Origin of the sequence: Pseudomonas sp. 10(2024) (genome assembly GCF_045164175.1) — a bacterium.
In the GTDB taxonomy this organism is placed as follows: domain Bacteria; phylum Pseudomonadota; class Gammaproteobacteria; order Pseudomonadales; family Pseudomonadaceae; genus Aquipseudomonas; species Aquipseudomonas alloputida.
In genome coordinates this window covers 1,970,723-1,984,978 of record NZ_CP174006.1, presented here as the reverse complement: position 1 = coordinate 1,984,978, position 14,256 = coordinate 1,970,723, and the positions used below count along the sequence as shown (strand labels likewise).

Here is a 14,256-nt window from a genome sequence, read left to right as displayed (position 1 = left end):
CAAGCTCACCGATTTCCATTAGCCACGCCCGCTCACGCGGGCCAACGAAGAACTTTGAACAATGGCCACTATCCACGTAGACGGCAAAGCGCTCGAAGTCAACGGTGCAGACAACCTGTTACAGGCGTGTCTGTCGCTCGGCCTCGACATCCCTTATTTCTGCTGGCACCCGGCGCTTGGTAGCGTTGGCGCCTGCCGGCAGTGCGCAGTCAAGCAGTACACCGACGAGAACGACACCCGTGGTCGTATCGTCATGTCCTGCATGACCCCTGCTTCCGACGGCACCTGGATCTCCATCGACGACGAAGAGTCGAAGGCGTTCCGCGCCAGCGTCGTCGAATGGCTGATGACCAACCACCCGCACGACTGCCCGGTGTGCGAGGAAGGCGGTCACTGCCACTTGCAGGACATGACGGTAATGACCGGCCACAACGAGCGCCGCTACCGTTTCACCAAGCGTACCCACCAGAACCAGGACCTCGGCCCGTTCATCGCCCATGAGATGAACCGCTGCATCGCCTGCTACCGTTGCGTGCGCTACTACAAGGACTACGCCGGTGGTACCGACCTGGGCGTCTACGGCGCTCATGACAACGTGTACTTCGGCCGCGTCGAAGACGGTGTGCTGGAAAGCGAGTTCTCTGGCAACCTGACCGAGGTCTGCCCGACCGGCGTATTCACCGACAAGACCCACTCCGAGCGCTACAACCGCAAGTGGGACATGCAGTTCGCCCCAAGCATCTGCCATGGCTGCTCCAGCGGCTGCAACATCAGCCCGGGTGAGCGCTACGGCGAACTGCGCCGTATCGAAAACCGCTTCAACGGTTCGGTCAACCAGTACTTCCTGTGCGACCGCGGCCGCTTCGGCTACGGCTACGTCAACCGCAAGGACCGCCCACGCCAGCCACAACTGGCCGACGGCACCAAGCTGGGCCTGGACGCCGCCCTGGACAAGGCCGCCGACCTGCTGCGCGGCCGTACCATCGTCGGTATCGGCTCGCCACGCGCCAGCCTCGAAAGCAACTACGGCCTGCGTGAGCTGGTCGGCGCCGAATACTTCTACTCGGGCATGGAAGCTGGCGAACTGGCCCGCGTACGCCTGGCCCTGAACGTGCTGAACAACAGCCCGCTGCCCGTGCCGACCCTGCGCGACATCGAAGACCACGACGCCGTGTTCGTGCTCGGTGAAGACCTGACCCAGACCGCTGCCCGCGTTGCCCTGGCCGTGCGCCAGGCCACCAAAGGCAAGGCCGAGGCCATGGCCGAAGCCATGAAAGTGCAGCCTTGGCTCGACGCTGCCGTGAAGAACATTGGCCAGCACGCGCTGTACCCGCTGTTCATCGCATCCCTGGCTGAAACCAAGCTGGACGACGTCGCCGAAGAGTGCGTACACGCCGCGCCGGCCGACCTGGCCCGCATCGGTTTCGCCGTGGCCCACGCCATCGACCCGAGCGCCCCTGCCGTCGCCGGCCTGGACGACGAAGCCCTGGCCCTGGCCCAGCGCATCGCCGACGCCCTGGTCGCCGCCAAGCGCCCACTGGTCGTAGCCGGTACTTCGCTGGCCGACCCGGCGCTGATCGAAGCGGCTGCCAACATCGCCAAGGCCCTGAAGCTGCGCGAGAAAAACGGCTCGCTGAGCCTGGTGGTGCCTGAGGCCAACAGCCTCGGCCTGGCCATGCTCGGTGGCGAGTCGATCGATGCCGCCCTGGACGCGGTCATCAGCGGCAAAGCCGATGCCATCGTGGTGCTGGAAAACGACCTGTACGCCCGCGTACCGGCCGCCAAGGTCGATGCTGCCCTGGCTGCGGCCAAGGTGGTGATCGTTGCCGACCACTCCAAAACCGCCACCGTCGACCGCGCCCACCTGGTGCTGCCGGCCGCCTCGTTCGCCGAAGGCGACGGTACCCTGGTCAGCCAGGAAGGCCGTGCCCAGCGCTTCTTCCAGGTGTTCGACCCGCAGTACCTGGACAGCAGCATCCAGATCCACGAAGGCTGGCGCTGGATGCACGCCCTGCGTGCCACCCTGCTGAACAAGCCGGTCGACTGGACCCAGTTGGACCACGTCACCAGCGCCTGCGCCGAAGCCGCTCCGCAACTGGCCGGCATCGTCAACGCCGCGCCGAGCGCTGCGTTCCGCATCAAGGGCATGAAGCTGGCCCGTGAGCCGCTGCGCTACTCCGGCCGTACCGCCATGCGTGCCAACATCAGTGTGCACGAGCCGCGCACCCCGCAAGACAAGGACACCGCGTTCGCCTTCTCCATGGAAGGCTACTCGGGTTCGGCCGAACCGCGCCAGCAGGTGCCGTTCGCCTGGTCGCCGGGCTGGAACTCCCCACAAGCCTGGAACAAGTTTCAGGACGAGGTCGGTGGCCACCTGCGTGCCGGTGACCCAGGTGTACGCCTGATCGAATCGCAAGGCGACCGCCTGAACTGGTTCAACGCCATTCCGGGGGCCTTCAACCCGGCCCGTGGCACCTGGACTGCCGTGCCGTTCTTCCACCTGTTCGGCAGCGAAGAAAGCTCCTCGCGCGCCGCTCCGGTCCAAGAACGCATCCCGGCTGCCTACGTGGCCCTGGCCAAGTCCGAAGCCGACCGCCTGGGCGTCAACGAAGGCGCCCTGCTGAGCCTGAACGTCGCCGGTGTGGCCCTGCGCCTGCCGCTGCGTATCAATGAAGAGCTGGGCGCTGGCCTGGTCGCATTGCCGAAAGGCCTGGCTGGCATTCCGCCTGCCATCTTCGGTGCATCCGTCGAAGGTCTGCAGGAGGCAGCACAATGAGCTGGTTCACCCCCGAAGTGATCGATGTGATCCTCACCGTGCTGCGGGCCATCGTGGTCCTGCTGGCGGTGGTGGTCTGCGGTGCGCTGCTCAGCTTCGTCGAGCGCCGCCTGCTGGGCTGGTGGCAGGACCGTTACGGTCCGAACCGCGTCGGCCCGTTCGGCATGTTCCAGATCGCTGCCGACATGCTGAAGATGTTCTTCAAGGAAGACTGGAACCCACCCTTCGTCGACCGCGTGATCTTCACCCTGGCACCGGTAGTGGCCATGAGCGCCCTGCTGATCGCCTTCGTGGTCATCCCGATCACCCCGACCTGGGGCGTTGCCGACCTGAACATCGGCCTGCTGTTCTTCTTCGCCATGGCCGGCCTGTCGGTCTACGCGGTGCTGTTCGCCGGCTGGTCGTCGAACAACAAGTACGCCCTGCTGGGCAGCTTGCGTGCTTCGGCACAGACCGTGTCGTACGAAGTGTTCCTGGGCCTGGCGCTGATGGGCGTGGTGGTGCAGGTGGGTTCGTTCAACATGCGCGACATCGTTGAGTACCAGGCGCAGAACCTGTGGTTCATCATTCCGCAGTTCTTCGGCTTCTGCACCTTCTTCATCGCTGGCGTCGCCGTGACTCACCGTCACCCGTTCGACCAGCCGGAAGCAGAACAGGAACTGGCCGACGGCTACCACATCGAGTATGCCGGCATGAAGTGGGGCATGTTCTTCGTCGGTGAGTACATCGGCATCATCCTCATCTCGGCGCTGCTGGTAACCCTGTTCTTCGGCGGCTGGCACGGCCCGTTCGGCATCCTGCCGCAACTGTCGTTCCTGTGGTTCGCCCTGAAGACCGCGTTCTTCATCATGCTGTTCATCCTGCTGCGCGCCTCGATCCCGCGCCCACGCTATGACCAGGTGATGGACTTCAGCTGGAAGTTCTGCCTGCCGCTGACCCTGATCAATTTGCTGGTGACCGCTGCGATCGTGCTCTACAACACGCCAGCCGTCGCGGCCCAGTGAGGATTTGACCCATGTTCAAGTATATCGGCGACATCGTTAAGGGCACCGGCACCCAGCTGCGCAGCCTGGCAATGGTGTTCTCCCACGGGTTCCGCAAGCGCGACACCCTGCAGTACCCCGAAGAACCCGTGTACCTGCCGCCGCGCTACCGCGGCCGCATCGTCCTCACCCGCGACCCCGATGGCGAGGAGCGCTGCGTAGCGTGCAACCTCTGCGCGGTGGCCTGCCCGGTTGGCTGCATTTCGCTGCAGAAGGCCGAGACAGAGGACGGCCGCTGGTACCCGGAGTTCTTCCGCATCAACTTCTCGCGTTGCATTTTCTGCGGCCTGTGTGAAGAAGCGTGCCCGACCACCGCGATCCAGCTGACTCCGGATTTCGAAATGGCCGAGTTCAAGCGTCAGGACCTGGTGTACGAGAAAGAAGATCTGCTGATCTCCGGCCCCGGCAAGAACCCTGACTACAACTTCTACCGTGTTGCGGGTATGGCAATCGCTGGCAAGCCGAAGGGCTCTGCACAGAACGAAGCCGAGCCGATCAACGTGAAGAGCTTGCTCCCATAAGGACAGAAAGATGGAATTCGCTTTCTACTTCGCATCCGGGATCGCCGTGGTCTCCACCCTTCGGGTGGTAACTGGCACCAACCCCGTGCACGCCTTGCTTTACCTGATCATTTCGCTGATTTCCGTGGCCATGATCTTCTTCGCCCTGGGTGCGCCGTTTGCCGGCGCCCTGGAAGTGATCGCCTACGCCGGCGCCATCATGGTGCTGTTCGTGTTCGTGGTGATGATGCTCAACCTCGGGCCGGCTTCGGTCGCTCAGGAACGGGGCTGGCTCAAGCCCGGCATCTGGGCCGGGCCGGTAATCCTCGGCGCCCTGCTGCTGGCGGAGCTGCTGTACGTGCTGTTCGTCACCCCGAGTGGCGCCGGCATCAGCGGTACCACCGTGGGCCCGAAAGCCGTGGGCATCAGCCTGTTCGGCCCTTACCTGCTGGTGGTCGAACTGGCGTCGATGCTGCTGCTGGCTGCAGCCGTCACCGCCTTCCACCTGGGCCGCAACGAGGCGAAGGAGTAAATCATGGGTGCTATCCCTCTCGAACATGGTCTGGCGGTCGCCGGCATCCTGTTCTGCTTAGGTCTGGTTGGCCTGATGGTCCGCCGCAACATCCTCTTCGTGCTCATGAGCCTGGAAGTCATGATGAACGCCTCTGCCCTGGCGTTCGTCGTCGCCGGTGCCCGTTGGGTCCAGCCCGACGGCCAGGTGATGTTCATTCTGGTGATCAGCCTGGCAGCCGCCGAGGCCAGCATTGGCCTGGCCATCCTGCTGCAGCTGTATCGCCGCTTCCACACTCTCGACATCGATGCTGCCAGTGAGATGCGCGGATGAACCTTCTCTTCCTGACTTTCGTCTTTCCCCTCATCGGCTTCCTGCTGCTGTCGTTCTCGCGCGGACGGTTCTCGGAGAACCTGTCCGCCCTGATCGGCGTCGGCTCGGTAGGCCTGTCGGCCGCCACGGCCGCTTACGTCATCTGGCAGTTCAACGTCGCCCCGCCTGAGGGCGGCGCGTACAGCCAGCTGCTGTGGCAGTGGATGTCGGTGGACGGCTTCGCGCCGAACTTCACCCTGTACCTGGACGGCCTGTCGGTCACCATGCTCGGCGTGGTGACCGGTGTCGGCTTCCTGATCCACCTGTTCGCATCCTGGTACATGCGTGGCGAAGCCGGCTACTCGCGCTTCTTCTCGTACACCAACCTGTTCATCGCCAGCATGCTGTTCCTGGTCCTCGGCGATAACCTGCTGTTCATCTACTTCGGCTGGGAAGGCGTGGGCCTGTGCTCGTACCTGTTGATCGGTTTCTACTACAGCAACCGCAACAACGGTAACGCGGCACTCAAGGCATTCATCGTCACCCGTATCGGCGACGTGTTCATGGCCATCGGCCTGTTCATCCTGTTCGCCCAGCTGGGCACCCTGAACGTGCAGGAACTGCTGGTGCTGGCACCGCAGAAGTTCCAGGCTGGCGACACCTGGATGGTGCTGGCCACGCTGATGCTGCTGGGTGGTGCGGTCGGTAAATCGGCACAGCTGCCATTGCAGACCTGGCTGGCCGACGCCATGGCGGGCCCGACTCCGGTTTCGGCACTGATCCACGCCGCAACCATGGTGACCGCGGGCGTGTACCTGATCGCCCGTACCAACGGCCTGTTCCTGCTGGCGCCGGACATCCTGCACCTTGTAGGTGTGGTCGGTGGCGTGACCCTGGTACTGGCAGGCTTCGCTGCGCTGGTACAGACCGATATCAAGCGTATCCTCGCCTACTCGACCATGAGCCAGATCGGCTACATGTTCCTGGCCCTGGGCGTGGGTGCCTGGGACGCGGCGATCTTCCACCTGATGACCCACGCCTTCTTCAAGGCCCTGCTGTTCCTTGCCTCCGGTGCGGTGATCGTTGCCTGCCACCACGAGCAGAACATCTTCAAGATGGGCGGCCTGTGGAAGAAACTGCCCCTGGCCTACGCCAGCTTCGTGGTCGGTGGCGCGGCACTGGCGGCCCTGCCGATCGTGACCGTAGGCTTCTACTCCAAGGACGAGATCCTCTGGGAAGCCTTCGCCAGCGGCAACACCGGCCTGCTGTATGCCGGCCTGGTAGGCGCGTTCATGACCTCGCTGTACACCTTCCGCCTGATCTTCATCGCCTTCCACGGCGAAGCCAAGACCGAAGCCCACGCGGGCCACGGCATCAGCCACTGGCTGCCGCTGGGCGTGCTGATCGTGCTGTCGACCTTCGTCGGCGCCTGGATCACCCCGCCGCTGGCCGGTGTGCTGCCGGAAAGCGCCGGCCATGCCGGTGGCGAAGCCAAGCACGCGCTGGAGATCACCTCGGGTGCCATCGCCATCGCCGGTATCCTGCTGGCCGCCCTGCTGTTCCTGGGCAAGCGCCGCTTCGTCAGCGCCGTCGCCAACAGTGGCATCGGTCGCGTCCTGTCGGCCTGGTGGTTCGCTGCCTGGGGCTTCGACTGGATCTACGACAAGCTTTTCGTCAAACCGTACCTGCTGATCAGCCACATCCTGCGCAAGGACCCGGTTGACCGCACCATCGGCCTGATTCCTCGGATGGCGCGTGGTGGCCACGTGGCCATGAGCAAGACCGAGACTGGCCAACTGCGCTGGTACACCGCCTCTATCGCCGTGGGCGCCGTGCTGGTACTCGGTGCCGTGGTAGTGGCTGCGGTATGACTATGAATCTTGCGACTTTGCCAAAGGAAACCAACCCGTCATGATTTTGCCTTGGCTGATCCTGATCCCCTTCATCGGCGGCTTCCTCTGCTGGCTGGGTGAGCGCTTCGGCGCCACCCTGCCGCGCTGGATCGCGCTGCTTACCATGTCCCTGCTGCTTGGCATCGGCCTGTGGCTGTGGGGTACCGGCGACTACACCCTTGCTCCCGCACCGGGCGCCGAACCGGCCTGGGCACTCGAATACAAAGTCGAGTGGATCAAGCGTTTCGGCATCAGCATCCACCTGGCCCTGGACGGCCTGTCGCTGCTGATGATCCTGCTCACCGGCCTGCTCGGTGTGCTGTCGGTACTGTGTTCCTGGAAAGAGATCCAGCGCCACGTCGGCTTCTTCCACCTCAACCTGATGTGGATCCTCGGCGGCGTGGTCGGTGTGTTCCTGGCCCTGGACCTGTTCCTGTTCTTCTTCTTCTGGGAAATGATGCTGGTGCCGATGTACTTCCTCATCGCGCTCTGGGGTCACAGCTCGGCAGACGGCAAGAAGACCCGGATCTACGCGGCGACCAAGTTCTTCATCTTCACCCAGGCCAGCGGCCTGATCATGCTGGTGGCGATCCTGGGCCTGGTGCTGGTCAACTACAACACCACTGGCGTGCTCACCTTCAACTACAGCGACCTGCTCAAGGCCGAGTTGCCAGCCGGTATCGAGTACGTGCTGATGCTGGGCTTCTTCATCGCCTTCGCGGTGAAGCTGCCGGTGGTGCCGTTCCACTCCTGGCTGCCTGACGCTCACGCCCAGGCACCGACCGCAGGCTCGGTGGACCTGGCGGGTATCTTGCTGAAGACCGCGGCCTACGGCCTGCTACGCTTCGCCCTGCCGCTGTTCCCGAACGCCTCGGCCGAGTTCGCGCCGATCGCCATGACCCTGGGCCTGATCGGTATCTTCTACGGTGCCTTCCTGGCCTTCGCACAAACCGACATCAAGCGCCTGATCGCCTTCTCCAGCGTCTCGCACATGGGCTTCGTGCTGATCGGTATCTACTCCGGCAGCCAGCAGGCCCTGCAAGGTGCGGTGATCCAGATGCTGGCCCACGGCCTTTCGGCTGCGGCGCTGTTCATCCTGTCCGGCCAGCTGTACGAGCGCCTGCACACCCGTGACATGCGTCAGATGGGTGGCCTGTGGCACCGCATCGCCTACCTGCCGGCCATCAGCCTGTTCTTCGCAGCGGCATCGTTGGGCCTGCCAGGCACCGGCAACTTCGTCGGCGAGTTCCTGATCCTGATCGGCAGCTTCGTGCACGTGCCGTGGATCACCGTGATCGCCACTACCGGCCTGGTGTTCGGTTCTGTTTACTCGCTGATCATGATCCACCGTGCCTACTTCGGCCCGGCCAAGACCGACACCGTGCTGGCCGGCATGGACGGTCGCGAACTGATCATGGTTCTGGGTCTGGCGGTATTGCTGATCCTGCTGGGCGTGTATCCGCAGCCGTTCCTCGACACCTCTGCCGCCACCATGAGTGGTGTGCAGCAGTGGCTCGGATCCGCTTTCACTCAACTCGCTTCGGCCCGGTAAGAGCGCTATGGAATTCACCACTCAACACTTCATCGCATTGGCGCCGATGCTGATCACCACCATCACCACGGTGGTGGTGATGCTGGCGATCGCCTGGAAGCGCAACCACTCGCAGACCTTCCTGCTGTCCACCGTGGGCCTGAACCTTGCCCTGCTGTCGCTCCTGCCGGCGCTGAAGGTCGCGCCGCTGGCGGTCACATCGCTGATCACCATCGACAAGTTCGCCTGCCTGTACATGGCGATCATCCTCGTGGCGACGCTGGCCTGCGTCACCCTCGCCCACGCCTACCTCGGCGAGGGCGCCAAGGGTTTCCCGGGCAACCGTGAAGAACTGTACCTGTTGCTGCTGATGTCAGCCCTCGGTGGCCTGGTGCTGGTCAGCGCCAACCACCTGGCCGGCCTGTTCATCGGCCTGGAGCTGTTGTCGGTACCGGTCTATGGCCTGGTGGCGTATGCCTTCTTCAACAAGCGATCGCTGGAAGCCGGCATCAAGTACATGGTGCTGTCGGCCGCAGGCTCGGCTTTCCTGCTGTTCGGCATGGCCCTGCTGTACGCCGACGCCGGCAGCCTGAGCTTCGACCAGATCGGCAAGGCCCTGGCTACCACCAGCATGCCAAGCCTGGTGGCCCAGCTGGGCCTGGGCATGATGCTGGTTGGCCTGGCCTTCAAGCTGTCGCTGGTACCGTTCCATCTGTGGACCCCGGACGTGTACGAAGGCGCTCCGGCGCCGGTCGCCGCGTTCCTGGCAACCGCCAGCAAGGTGGCAGTATTCGCCGTTGTCGTACGCCTGTTCATGCTCTCCCCTGCTGCCAGCAGCGGCGTGCTCAGCACCGTACTGGCGGTGATTGCCGTAGCCTCGATCCTGATTGGTAACCTGCTGGCGCTGACCCAGAGCAACCTCAAGCGTCTGCTGGGTTACTCGTCCATCGCCCACTTCGGTTACCTGGTCATCGCGTTGGTCGCCAGCAAGGGCCTGGCCCTGGAAGCCATGGGCGTTTACCTGGTCACCTACGTGATCACCAGCCTGGGCGCCTTCGGTGTCATCACCCTGATGTCCTCGCCGTACGGCGGCCGTGACGCCGATGCCCTGTACGAGTACCGCGGCCTGTTCTGGCGCCGCCCGTACCTGACAGCGGTACTGACCGTGATGATGCTGTCGCTGGCGGGTATCCCGCTGACCGCTGGCTTCATCGGCAAGTTCTACATCATCGCTACCGGCGTCGAATCGAACCTGTGGTGGTTGGTCGGTGCGCTGGTGATCGGTAGCGCCATCGGCGTGTACTATTACCTGCGCGTCATGGTTACCCTGTACCTGGTCGAGCCGAACCTGCGTCGTCACGACGCCCCGCTCAAGTGGGAACAGCGCACCGGCGGCGTCATGCTGCTGGCTATCGCCATTCTCGCTTTCGTACTGGGTGTGTACCCGCAGCCCCTGCTGGAAATGGTTCAGCAAGCGGGCCTGCAACTGGTCGGTTGATCACCCCGGCAGCCCCGGTAACAGAAAACACCCCGCCTAGGCGGGGTGTTTTTTTATCTGCACGTTTTGCTACCTGCGCCCACGGGTGCCTCACTCACTCGGGCAGCCCTGACCTGCGCCCGGCAAGGCGGCCTTGCGCAAATCACCATTGGCCGAAGGCAGGTACACTTCCGGGTTGGGCATGCCGCTGGGGGAGAGTTCATGGGTCATTTCGAATTCGGCGCGCACTGACCAGCCACACGCCTCGGTAGTGCATTGCAAATAAGCGATTCGCAGGAAAATATGGCGCCCTTCGCTAGTACGTATGCGCATCCGGCTGTGGCAATGCGGGCAAACCAGCTTGTAAGTACTCACGGCAAGTACCTGCTAGCATTGCCCAGGCTAGTCTGTGTGTCAGTATTGGCTGCAACTGTGGGTGTATTCTTCAATTTGATGGTTCTCATTGCAGAAGTGCTCCTTAAAACGCAGGGCTGTATTCATAACGAGTAGTTTAAGCCCATGGAATATCATTAAACCAGTCATGGATATTTGTTATGAGTACTCACATACTTGCTGAGGTGCTCACGCGCCTTAAGCTTCTCACTGGCGCAAACACTGATGCCGAGCTGTCACGTGCACTGTCGGTCAGCCCGCAAACGCTGAGCAGCTGGAAGGTTCGCGAGAGCATTCCTTACTCACTTTGCATAGACATCGCCAAAAAGCATGCATGCTCACTGGACTGGCTATTGCTGGGTCAAGCCGAGCACATCGCCGCCGACCCAGGTGATGCGGGCTGGGAGTGCGAAATGCTCGAACGGCTGCGCACGCTCTCGCACAGCGATCGCCAGGCCATCCTGCTGTTCATCAAGGACAAACAGCGCATCCAGCAGTTGGAACAGCAACTGAGCGAGCTCGGCGGCGCAACCAATGGCTAACCCCGACGGCGCCAGCGCTGGATGAGCTCGCGCGGGTCGAGTGTATCCAGCCAGACCATGACCTTGAGGCTGATGGGGATCACCACCACAGCGGCCACGAATGCCGCCATGCCCCGGGTCAGCAAAGGCACCAATGACGAAACCAGTGGCTCGAACAGATGGCCCACGCCCACGGTCACGAATAGCAGCAGCAGTTTCTTGGCCAGCGTCAGGCGCCTGGCCTCACTGGTGATCAATCGATCGCGTGCCGCGCTCACCAACAATGCTCCCAGCAGCGCGGCGAACAGCACATCGCCATCCACCCCCAGGAACGTCACCAATGCCGGGGCCAGGTGGTCGAAAACAGATCGCTCAGGCATGCACTTGCCCTCCGCGCGGAACAGGCAGGCAGGCGGTTGAACCCAGGCTATACATGACCGCCGCTTCGACGAAACGGATGTAGCACACCCGCAAGGCACGCCCATGATCATGCCCGGCCACATCCTCGAGCCGCTTGTAGCCCCGCTCTCGCAGCACTGAACGCCAGCGGGCGAATTCCCGTGCTGCCTCGATGGCTGCGCAGCGCGCGGCCACTTCCAAAGCCGCGTCACTGACAGACCGCGGCAGTTGCAGGTGCTCACGCAACCTGCCCAGATCCACCCGCGGCCAGAACGGGTCATGGCAATCGGCAAAGCGCGGTAGCCGAGGATCGTTGCTCATGCGCTACCCCCTTACTGCTCGGCCAGCATGCCGTAGCGAATGGCCTTGATCACAGCAGCCACCCGGGTAGGCACTTCGAATTTGCGCAGGATGTTGGACACGTGAAAGTTCACCGTCGACTCCTTGCATTCAAGGATCTGGCCAATCTCCCACGAGCTCTTGCCATAAGCACACCACAACAGCACTTGCTGTTCACGTGGCGTCAGGCGAACCGGGGCGTCCGCCAAGGGTTGCTGCGAGTGTCGAGCGTTGTCAGTCATGTTTGAACTCCACGGGTGATTGAGCGAGGCATTGCTGCCTACTTGCAGTCACCTTACGAAGCACAGGCCACCCACCTCCACCGCCATGGTTTGTAAAGAACTTTCGTACAAGACCGCATGACGAAGGTGACGCACGATTTGCTGACTTTCTGCGTGCTCCAAGCCGCATTTCGCTCGTCTCAACGCCGTTGTCCATTCGCCTTTCGCCTGGAGTCGTACAATGCGTTCCGATTTACCCCTCTCGTCCTGCCTCGGTCTGCTGGCGGCCTTGGCTGCCACTCAGCCCGCCCTGGGGGCATCCTCGGTCGAATTGGGCCGGGTGCTGATCACCGATGAGGAGCAGAACGAGCTGACGGCAGCCAGCGAGCGCCTGCGTGAAATACCGGGGGCCAGCAACCTGGTGGACATGCAGCGCGTGGGGCAAGGCCGAGTGGCCAGCAACCAGGACGTACTGGCCTACCAGCCTGGGGTGTTCGCCCAATCGGCAGGCAACGACGGCATCAAGCTGTCGATACGCGGCTCGGGCATCAACCGTGCGCCGGGGGCGCACGGTTCCGGTGTCTACACCATGTTCGACGGCCTGCCGTTGACCGGTCCGGGCGGTACGCCTTACGAACTGTTCGAACCGCTGTGGCTGAGCCGTGCCGAAGTGCTGCGTGGCGCCAATGGCTTTGACCAAGGCTCCCTGGCCTTGGGCGGTGCGATCAACTACGTCACCCACACCGGCTACGACGCGCCTGCACTGCAAGTACGCTACGAAGTCGGTAGCCGCGGCTACCAGCATCGGCACATCAGTTCGGGCCAGGTGCTGGGCAACCTCGACTATTACGTGGCCCTGACCGATTCGGAATATGACGGCTACCAGGCACACAGCAGCGGCAGCGCCAAGGGCATTGCCGCCAATGCCGGTTACCGCTTCAACCCCAACCTGGAAACCCGCTTCTACCTGCGCTATCGGGAAACTGAAAACGAACTGCCCGGCCGCCTGACCAAGGACCAGATCAAGCACCACCCGCGCGCGGCCAACCCCAACTATCTGGCACGCGACGACAGCCGCCCGCAACCAGGCAGCACCTGGGTGGGCAACAAGACGACCTTCTACCTCGACGACGAGGCACGCCTGGAAGCCGGCCTGGTCTATCACGACTACCCGATGGACCTGCGCGAAGGCCCCATGCGCCTGAAGGTCGCCTACACCGATGTCAGCGGTACGCTGAACTATTTCCGCCGCGACACACTGTTCGGCCGCGAGAGCAAGACCACCGTCGGTTGGCGTACCACCAAGCACCTGCCCAACAGCGGCGCTTCGCAATTTACCCGCAATGGCGATGTGTTCGGCGAGCGCACCCGTGACTTCACCTACCAGGGCTCGGACACCGTGCTGCATGTTGGCAACGACCTGGAACTGGTCCCCAACCTGTGGCTGAGCACCGGCCTGGCCATGATCTACACGCGCCGCGAAAGTGACGTGACCTACCCCTCAGAAGGCGGCAAGGTGAGCATGCATGACTGGGACTATGCCCCCCGCCTGGGGCTGCGCTACGACATTCGTCCGGACTTGCAGGTGTACGGCAACCTGAGCCGCTCGGTAGAGCCGCCACACCCGTGGTCGCTGATCTGGAGTGCGCCCACAGCGAACCAACCGATCGAAATGCAAAACCAGACCGCCACCACACTGGAATTGGGCACACGCGGCGAATCGGCATTGGGGCATTGGGACCTAGCGTGGTACTACTCGCAGGTTCGCCATGAATTGCTGGCGGTGGAAATCGTGCAAGGCGCCCCGGCCAAGGAATTCAACGCCAGCGCTACCGTGCACCAAGGCGTGGAAGCCGGCCTCGACAGCACCCTGTGGGAGCGCGCGGGCACTGGCAAGCTGAGCTTGCGCCAGGCCTACACCTTCAGCGACTTCCACTACCGTGATGACGACACGTTTGGCGACAACCGTCTGCCCGGCATCCCCATGCACTACTACCAGGCCGAGCTGCGCTATGACTGGCCGAACGGCTTCTATGCCGGGGTCAATACACAAATGGCCTCGAAGGTGCAGGTGGACTATGCCAATAGCTACCACGCCGATGAATATGCCTTGCTCGGTGCGCGCGTTGGCTGGGACTCACCGAAACAGGACTGGCAGACCTGGCTGGACCTGCGCAACCTGACCAACCAGCGCTATGCAGCGACCGTGACGCCGGCCTACAACGACGCCGGCAAGGACAATGCCCGTTCGACACCGGGCGAAGGGTTTGGCGTATACGCGGGGGTTTCCTACAGCTTCCGCTGACGGGTAGGAGCGGGTTTACCCGCGAATGCGTCGGCA

The 14,256-nt window shown here is 63.0% G+C and carries 14 protein-coding genes; 10 read left to right on the top strand and 4 right to left on the bottom strand.

Features of this window, described 5'->3' with window-relative positions; translation table 11 throughout:
• Positions 1–61: 61 nt before the first annotated feature.
• The 8 genes from nuoG to nuoN are packed head-to-tail and all read left to right on the top strand — an operon-like array spanning position 62 to position 10,063.
• Entirely contained in the window at positions 62–2,776 is a 2,715-nt protein-coding gene (nuoG, locus tag ACI7M0_RS08940; RefSeq protein ID WP_129932485.1) for an NADH-quinone oxidoreductase subunit NuoG, read from the top strand.
• Positions 2,773–3,780: an NADH-quinone oxidoreductase subunit NuoH gene (gene nuoH / locus ACI7M0_RS08935; protein ID WP_003251440.1), complete on the top strand. Its 1,008-nt coding sequence runs from the start codon at positions 2,773–2,775 to the stop codon at positions 3,778–3,780. Before nuoG ends, nuoH begins: the two co-directional genes overlap by 4 nt.
• Positions 3,781–3,791: 11 nt before the next feature.
• Positions 3,792–4,340: an NADH-quinone oxidoreductase subunit NuoI gene (gene nuoI / locus ACI7M0_RS08930; RefSeq protein WP_003251442.1), complete on the top strand. Its 549-nt coding sequence runs from the start codon at positions 3,792–3,794 to the stop codon at positions 4,338–4,340.
• 10 nt (positions 4,341–4,350) lie between these two features.
• Complete coding sequence (gene nuoJ, locus ACI7M0_RS08925) at positions 4,351–4,851, top strand: NADH-quinone oxidoreductase subunit J (protein WP_019438098.1); 501 nt, start codon at positions 4,351–4,353, stop codon at positions 4,849–4,851.
• A 3-nt stretch (positions 4,852–4,854) separates the two neighbouring features.
• Entirely contained in the window at positions 4,855–5,163 is a 309-nt protein-coding gene (gene nuoK / locus ACI7M0_RS08920; RefSeq protein WP_003251446.1) for an NADH-quinone oxidoreductase subunit NuoK, read from the top strand.
• Positions 5,160–7,013, top strand: coding sequence for an NADH-quinone oxidoreductase subunit L (gene nuoL / locus ACI7M0_RS08915; RefSeq protein ID WP_064493165.1), 1,854 nt, complete (start codon positions 5,160–5,162; stop codon positions 7,011–7,013). The genes nuoK and nuoL overlap by 4 nt, the downstream gene beginning before the upstream one ends.
• A gap of 40 nt (positions 7,014–7,053) precedes the next feature.
• Positions 7,054–8,586 (top strand): NADH-quinone oxidoreductase subunit M, encoded by a 1,533-nt coding sequence (gene nuoM, locus ACI7M0_RS08910; protein ID WP_010954904.1) that lies wholly within the window; start codon positions 7,054–7,056, stop codon positions 8,584–8,586.
• 7 nt (positions 8,587–8,593) lie between these two features.
• Positions 8,594–10,063, top strand: coding sequence for an NADH-quinone oxidoreductase subunit NuoN (gene nuoN / locus ACI7M0_RS08905; RefSeq protein ID WP_129932486.1), 1,470 nt, complete (start codon positions 8,594–8,596; stop codon positions 10,061–10,063).
• A gap of 90 nt (positions 10,064–10,153) precedes the next feature.
• Here nuoN and ACI7M0_RS08900 read toward each other — a convergent pair whose 3' ends face one another.
• Positions 10,154–10,417: an ogr/Delta-like zinc finger family protein gene (locus ACI7M0_RS08900; RefSeq protein WP_004576942.1), complete on the bottom strand. Its 264-nt coding sequence runs from the start codon at positions 10,415–10,417 to the stop codon at positions 10,154–10,156.
• A 179-nt stretch (positions 10,418–10,596) separates the two neighbouring features.
• On the opposite strand from ACI7M0_RS08900, the gene ACI7M0_RS08895 reads away from it, so the two are divergent.
• Positions 10,597–10,977, top strand: coding sequence for a helix-turn-helix domain-containing protein (locus tag ACI7M0_RS08895; protein ID WP_014861245.1), 381 nt, complete (start codon positions 10,597–10,599; stop codon positions 10,975–10,977).
• Here the strand turns inward: ACI7M0_RS08895 and ACI7M0_RS08890 are convergent.
• From ACI7M0_RS08890 to ACI7M0_RS08880, 3 genes are read right to left on the bottom strand one after another with little or no spacing between them, the layout of a single operon-like run.
• Entirely contained in the window at positions 10,974–11,336 is a 363-nt protein-coding gene (locus ACI7M0_RS08890; protein ID WP_014590308.1) for a hypothetical protein, read from the bottom strand. The genes ACI7M0_RS08895 and ACI7M0_RS08890 overlap by 4 nt on opposite strands.
• Entirely contained in the window at positions 11,329–11,676 is a 348-nt protein-coding gene (locus tag ACI7M0_RS08885) for a head completion/stabilization protein (protein WP_064493164.1), read from the bottom strand. The genes ACI7M0_RS08890 and ACI7M0_RS08885 overlap by 8 nt, the downstream gene beginning before the upstream one ends.
• Positions 11,677–11,687: 11 nt before the next feature.
• A complete protein-coding gene (locus tag ACI7M0_RS08880; RefSeq protein ID WP_003251454.1) occupies positions 11,688–11,936 on the bottom strand; it encodes a helix-turn-helix domain-containing protein in 249 nt (82 codons plus the stop codon).
• Between the two features lie 220 nt (positions 11,937–12,156).
• On the opposite strand from ACI7M0_RS08880, the gene ACI7M0_RS08875 reads away from it, so the two are divergent.
• Positions 12,157–14,220, top strand: coding sequence for a TonB-dependent receptor domain-containing protein (locus ACI7M0_RS08875; protein WP_129932487.1), 2,064 nt, complete (start codon positions 12,157–12,159; stop codon positions 14,218–14,220).
• The last annotated feature ends 36 nt before the right edge of the window (positions 14,221–14,256 follow it).

Excerpts from the sequence above, each read along its gene's own strand:
- nuoI (WP_003251442.1), top strand. The coding sequence starts at position 3,792 with ATGTTCAAGTATATCGGCGACATCGTTAAGGGCACCGGCACCCAGCTG.
- nuoJ (WP_019438098.1), top strand. The coding sequence starts at position 4,351 with ATGGAATTCGCTTTCTACTTCGCATCCGGGATCGCCGTGGTCTCCACC.
- ACI7M0_RS08875 (WP_129932487.1), top strand. The coding sequence starts at position 12,157 with ATGCGTTCCGATTTACCCCTCTCGTCCTGCCTCGGTCTGCTGGCGGCC.
- ACI7M0_RS08885 (WP_064493164.1), bottom strand. The coding sequence starts at position 11,676 with ATGAGCAACGATCCTCGGCTACCGCGCTTTGCCGATTGCCATGACCCG.
- nuoH (WP_003251440.1), top strand. The coding sequence starts at position 2,773 with ATGAGCTGGTTCACCCCCGAAGTGATCGATGTGATCCTCACCGTGCTG.
- nuoN (WP_129932486.1), top strand. The coding sequence starts at position 8,594 with ATGGAATTCACCACTCAACACTTCATCGCATTGGCGCCGATGCTGATC.
- ACI7M0_RS08880 (WP_003251454.1), bottom strand. The coding sequence starts at position 11,936 with ATGACTGACAACGCTCGACACTCGCAGCAACCCTTGGCGGACGCCCCG.
- nuoL (WP_064493165.1), top strand. The coding sequence starts at position 5,160 with ATGAACCTTCTCTTCCTGACTTTCGTCTTTCCCCTCATCGGCTTCCTG.
- ACI7M0_RS08890 (WP_014590308.1), bottom strand. The coding sequence starts at position 11,336 with ATGCCTGAGCGATCTGTTTTCGACCACCTGGCCCCGGCATTGGTGACG.
- nuoK (WP_003251446.1), top strand. The coding sequence starts at position 4,855 with ATGGGTGCTATCCCTCTCGAACATGGTCTGGCGGTCGCCGGCATCCTG.
- ACI7M0_RS08895 (WP_014861245.1), top strand. The coding sequence starts at position 10,597 with ATGAGTACTCACATACTTGCTGAGGTGCTCACGCGCCTTAAGCTTCTC.
- nuoM (WP_010954904.1), top strand. The coding sequence starts at position 7,054 with ATGATTTTGCCTTGGCTGATCCTGATCCCCTTCATCGGCGGCTTCCTC.
- nuoG (WP_129932485.1), top strand. The coding sequence starts at position 62 with ATGGCCACTATCCACGTAGACGGCAAAGCGCTCGAAGTCAACGGTGCA.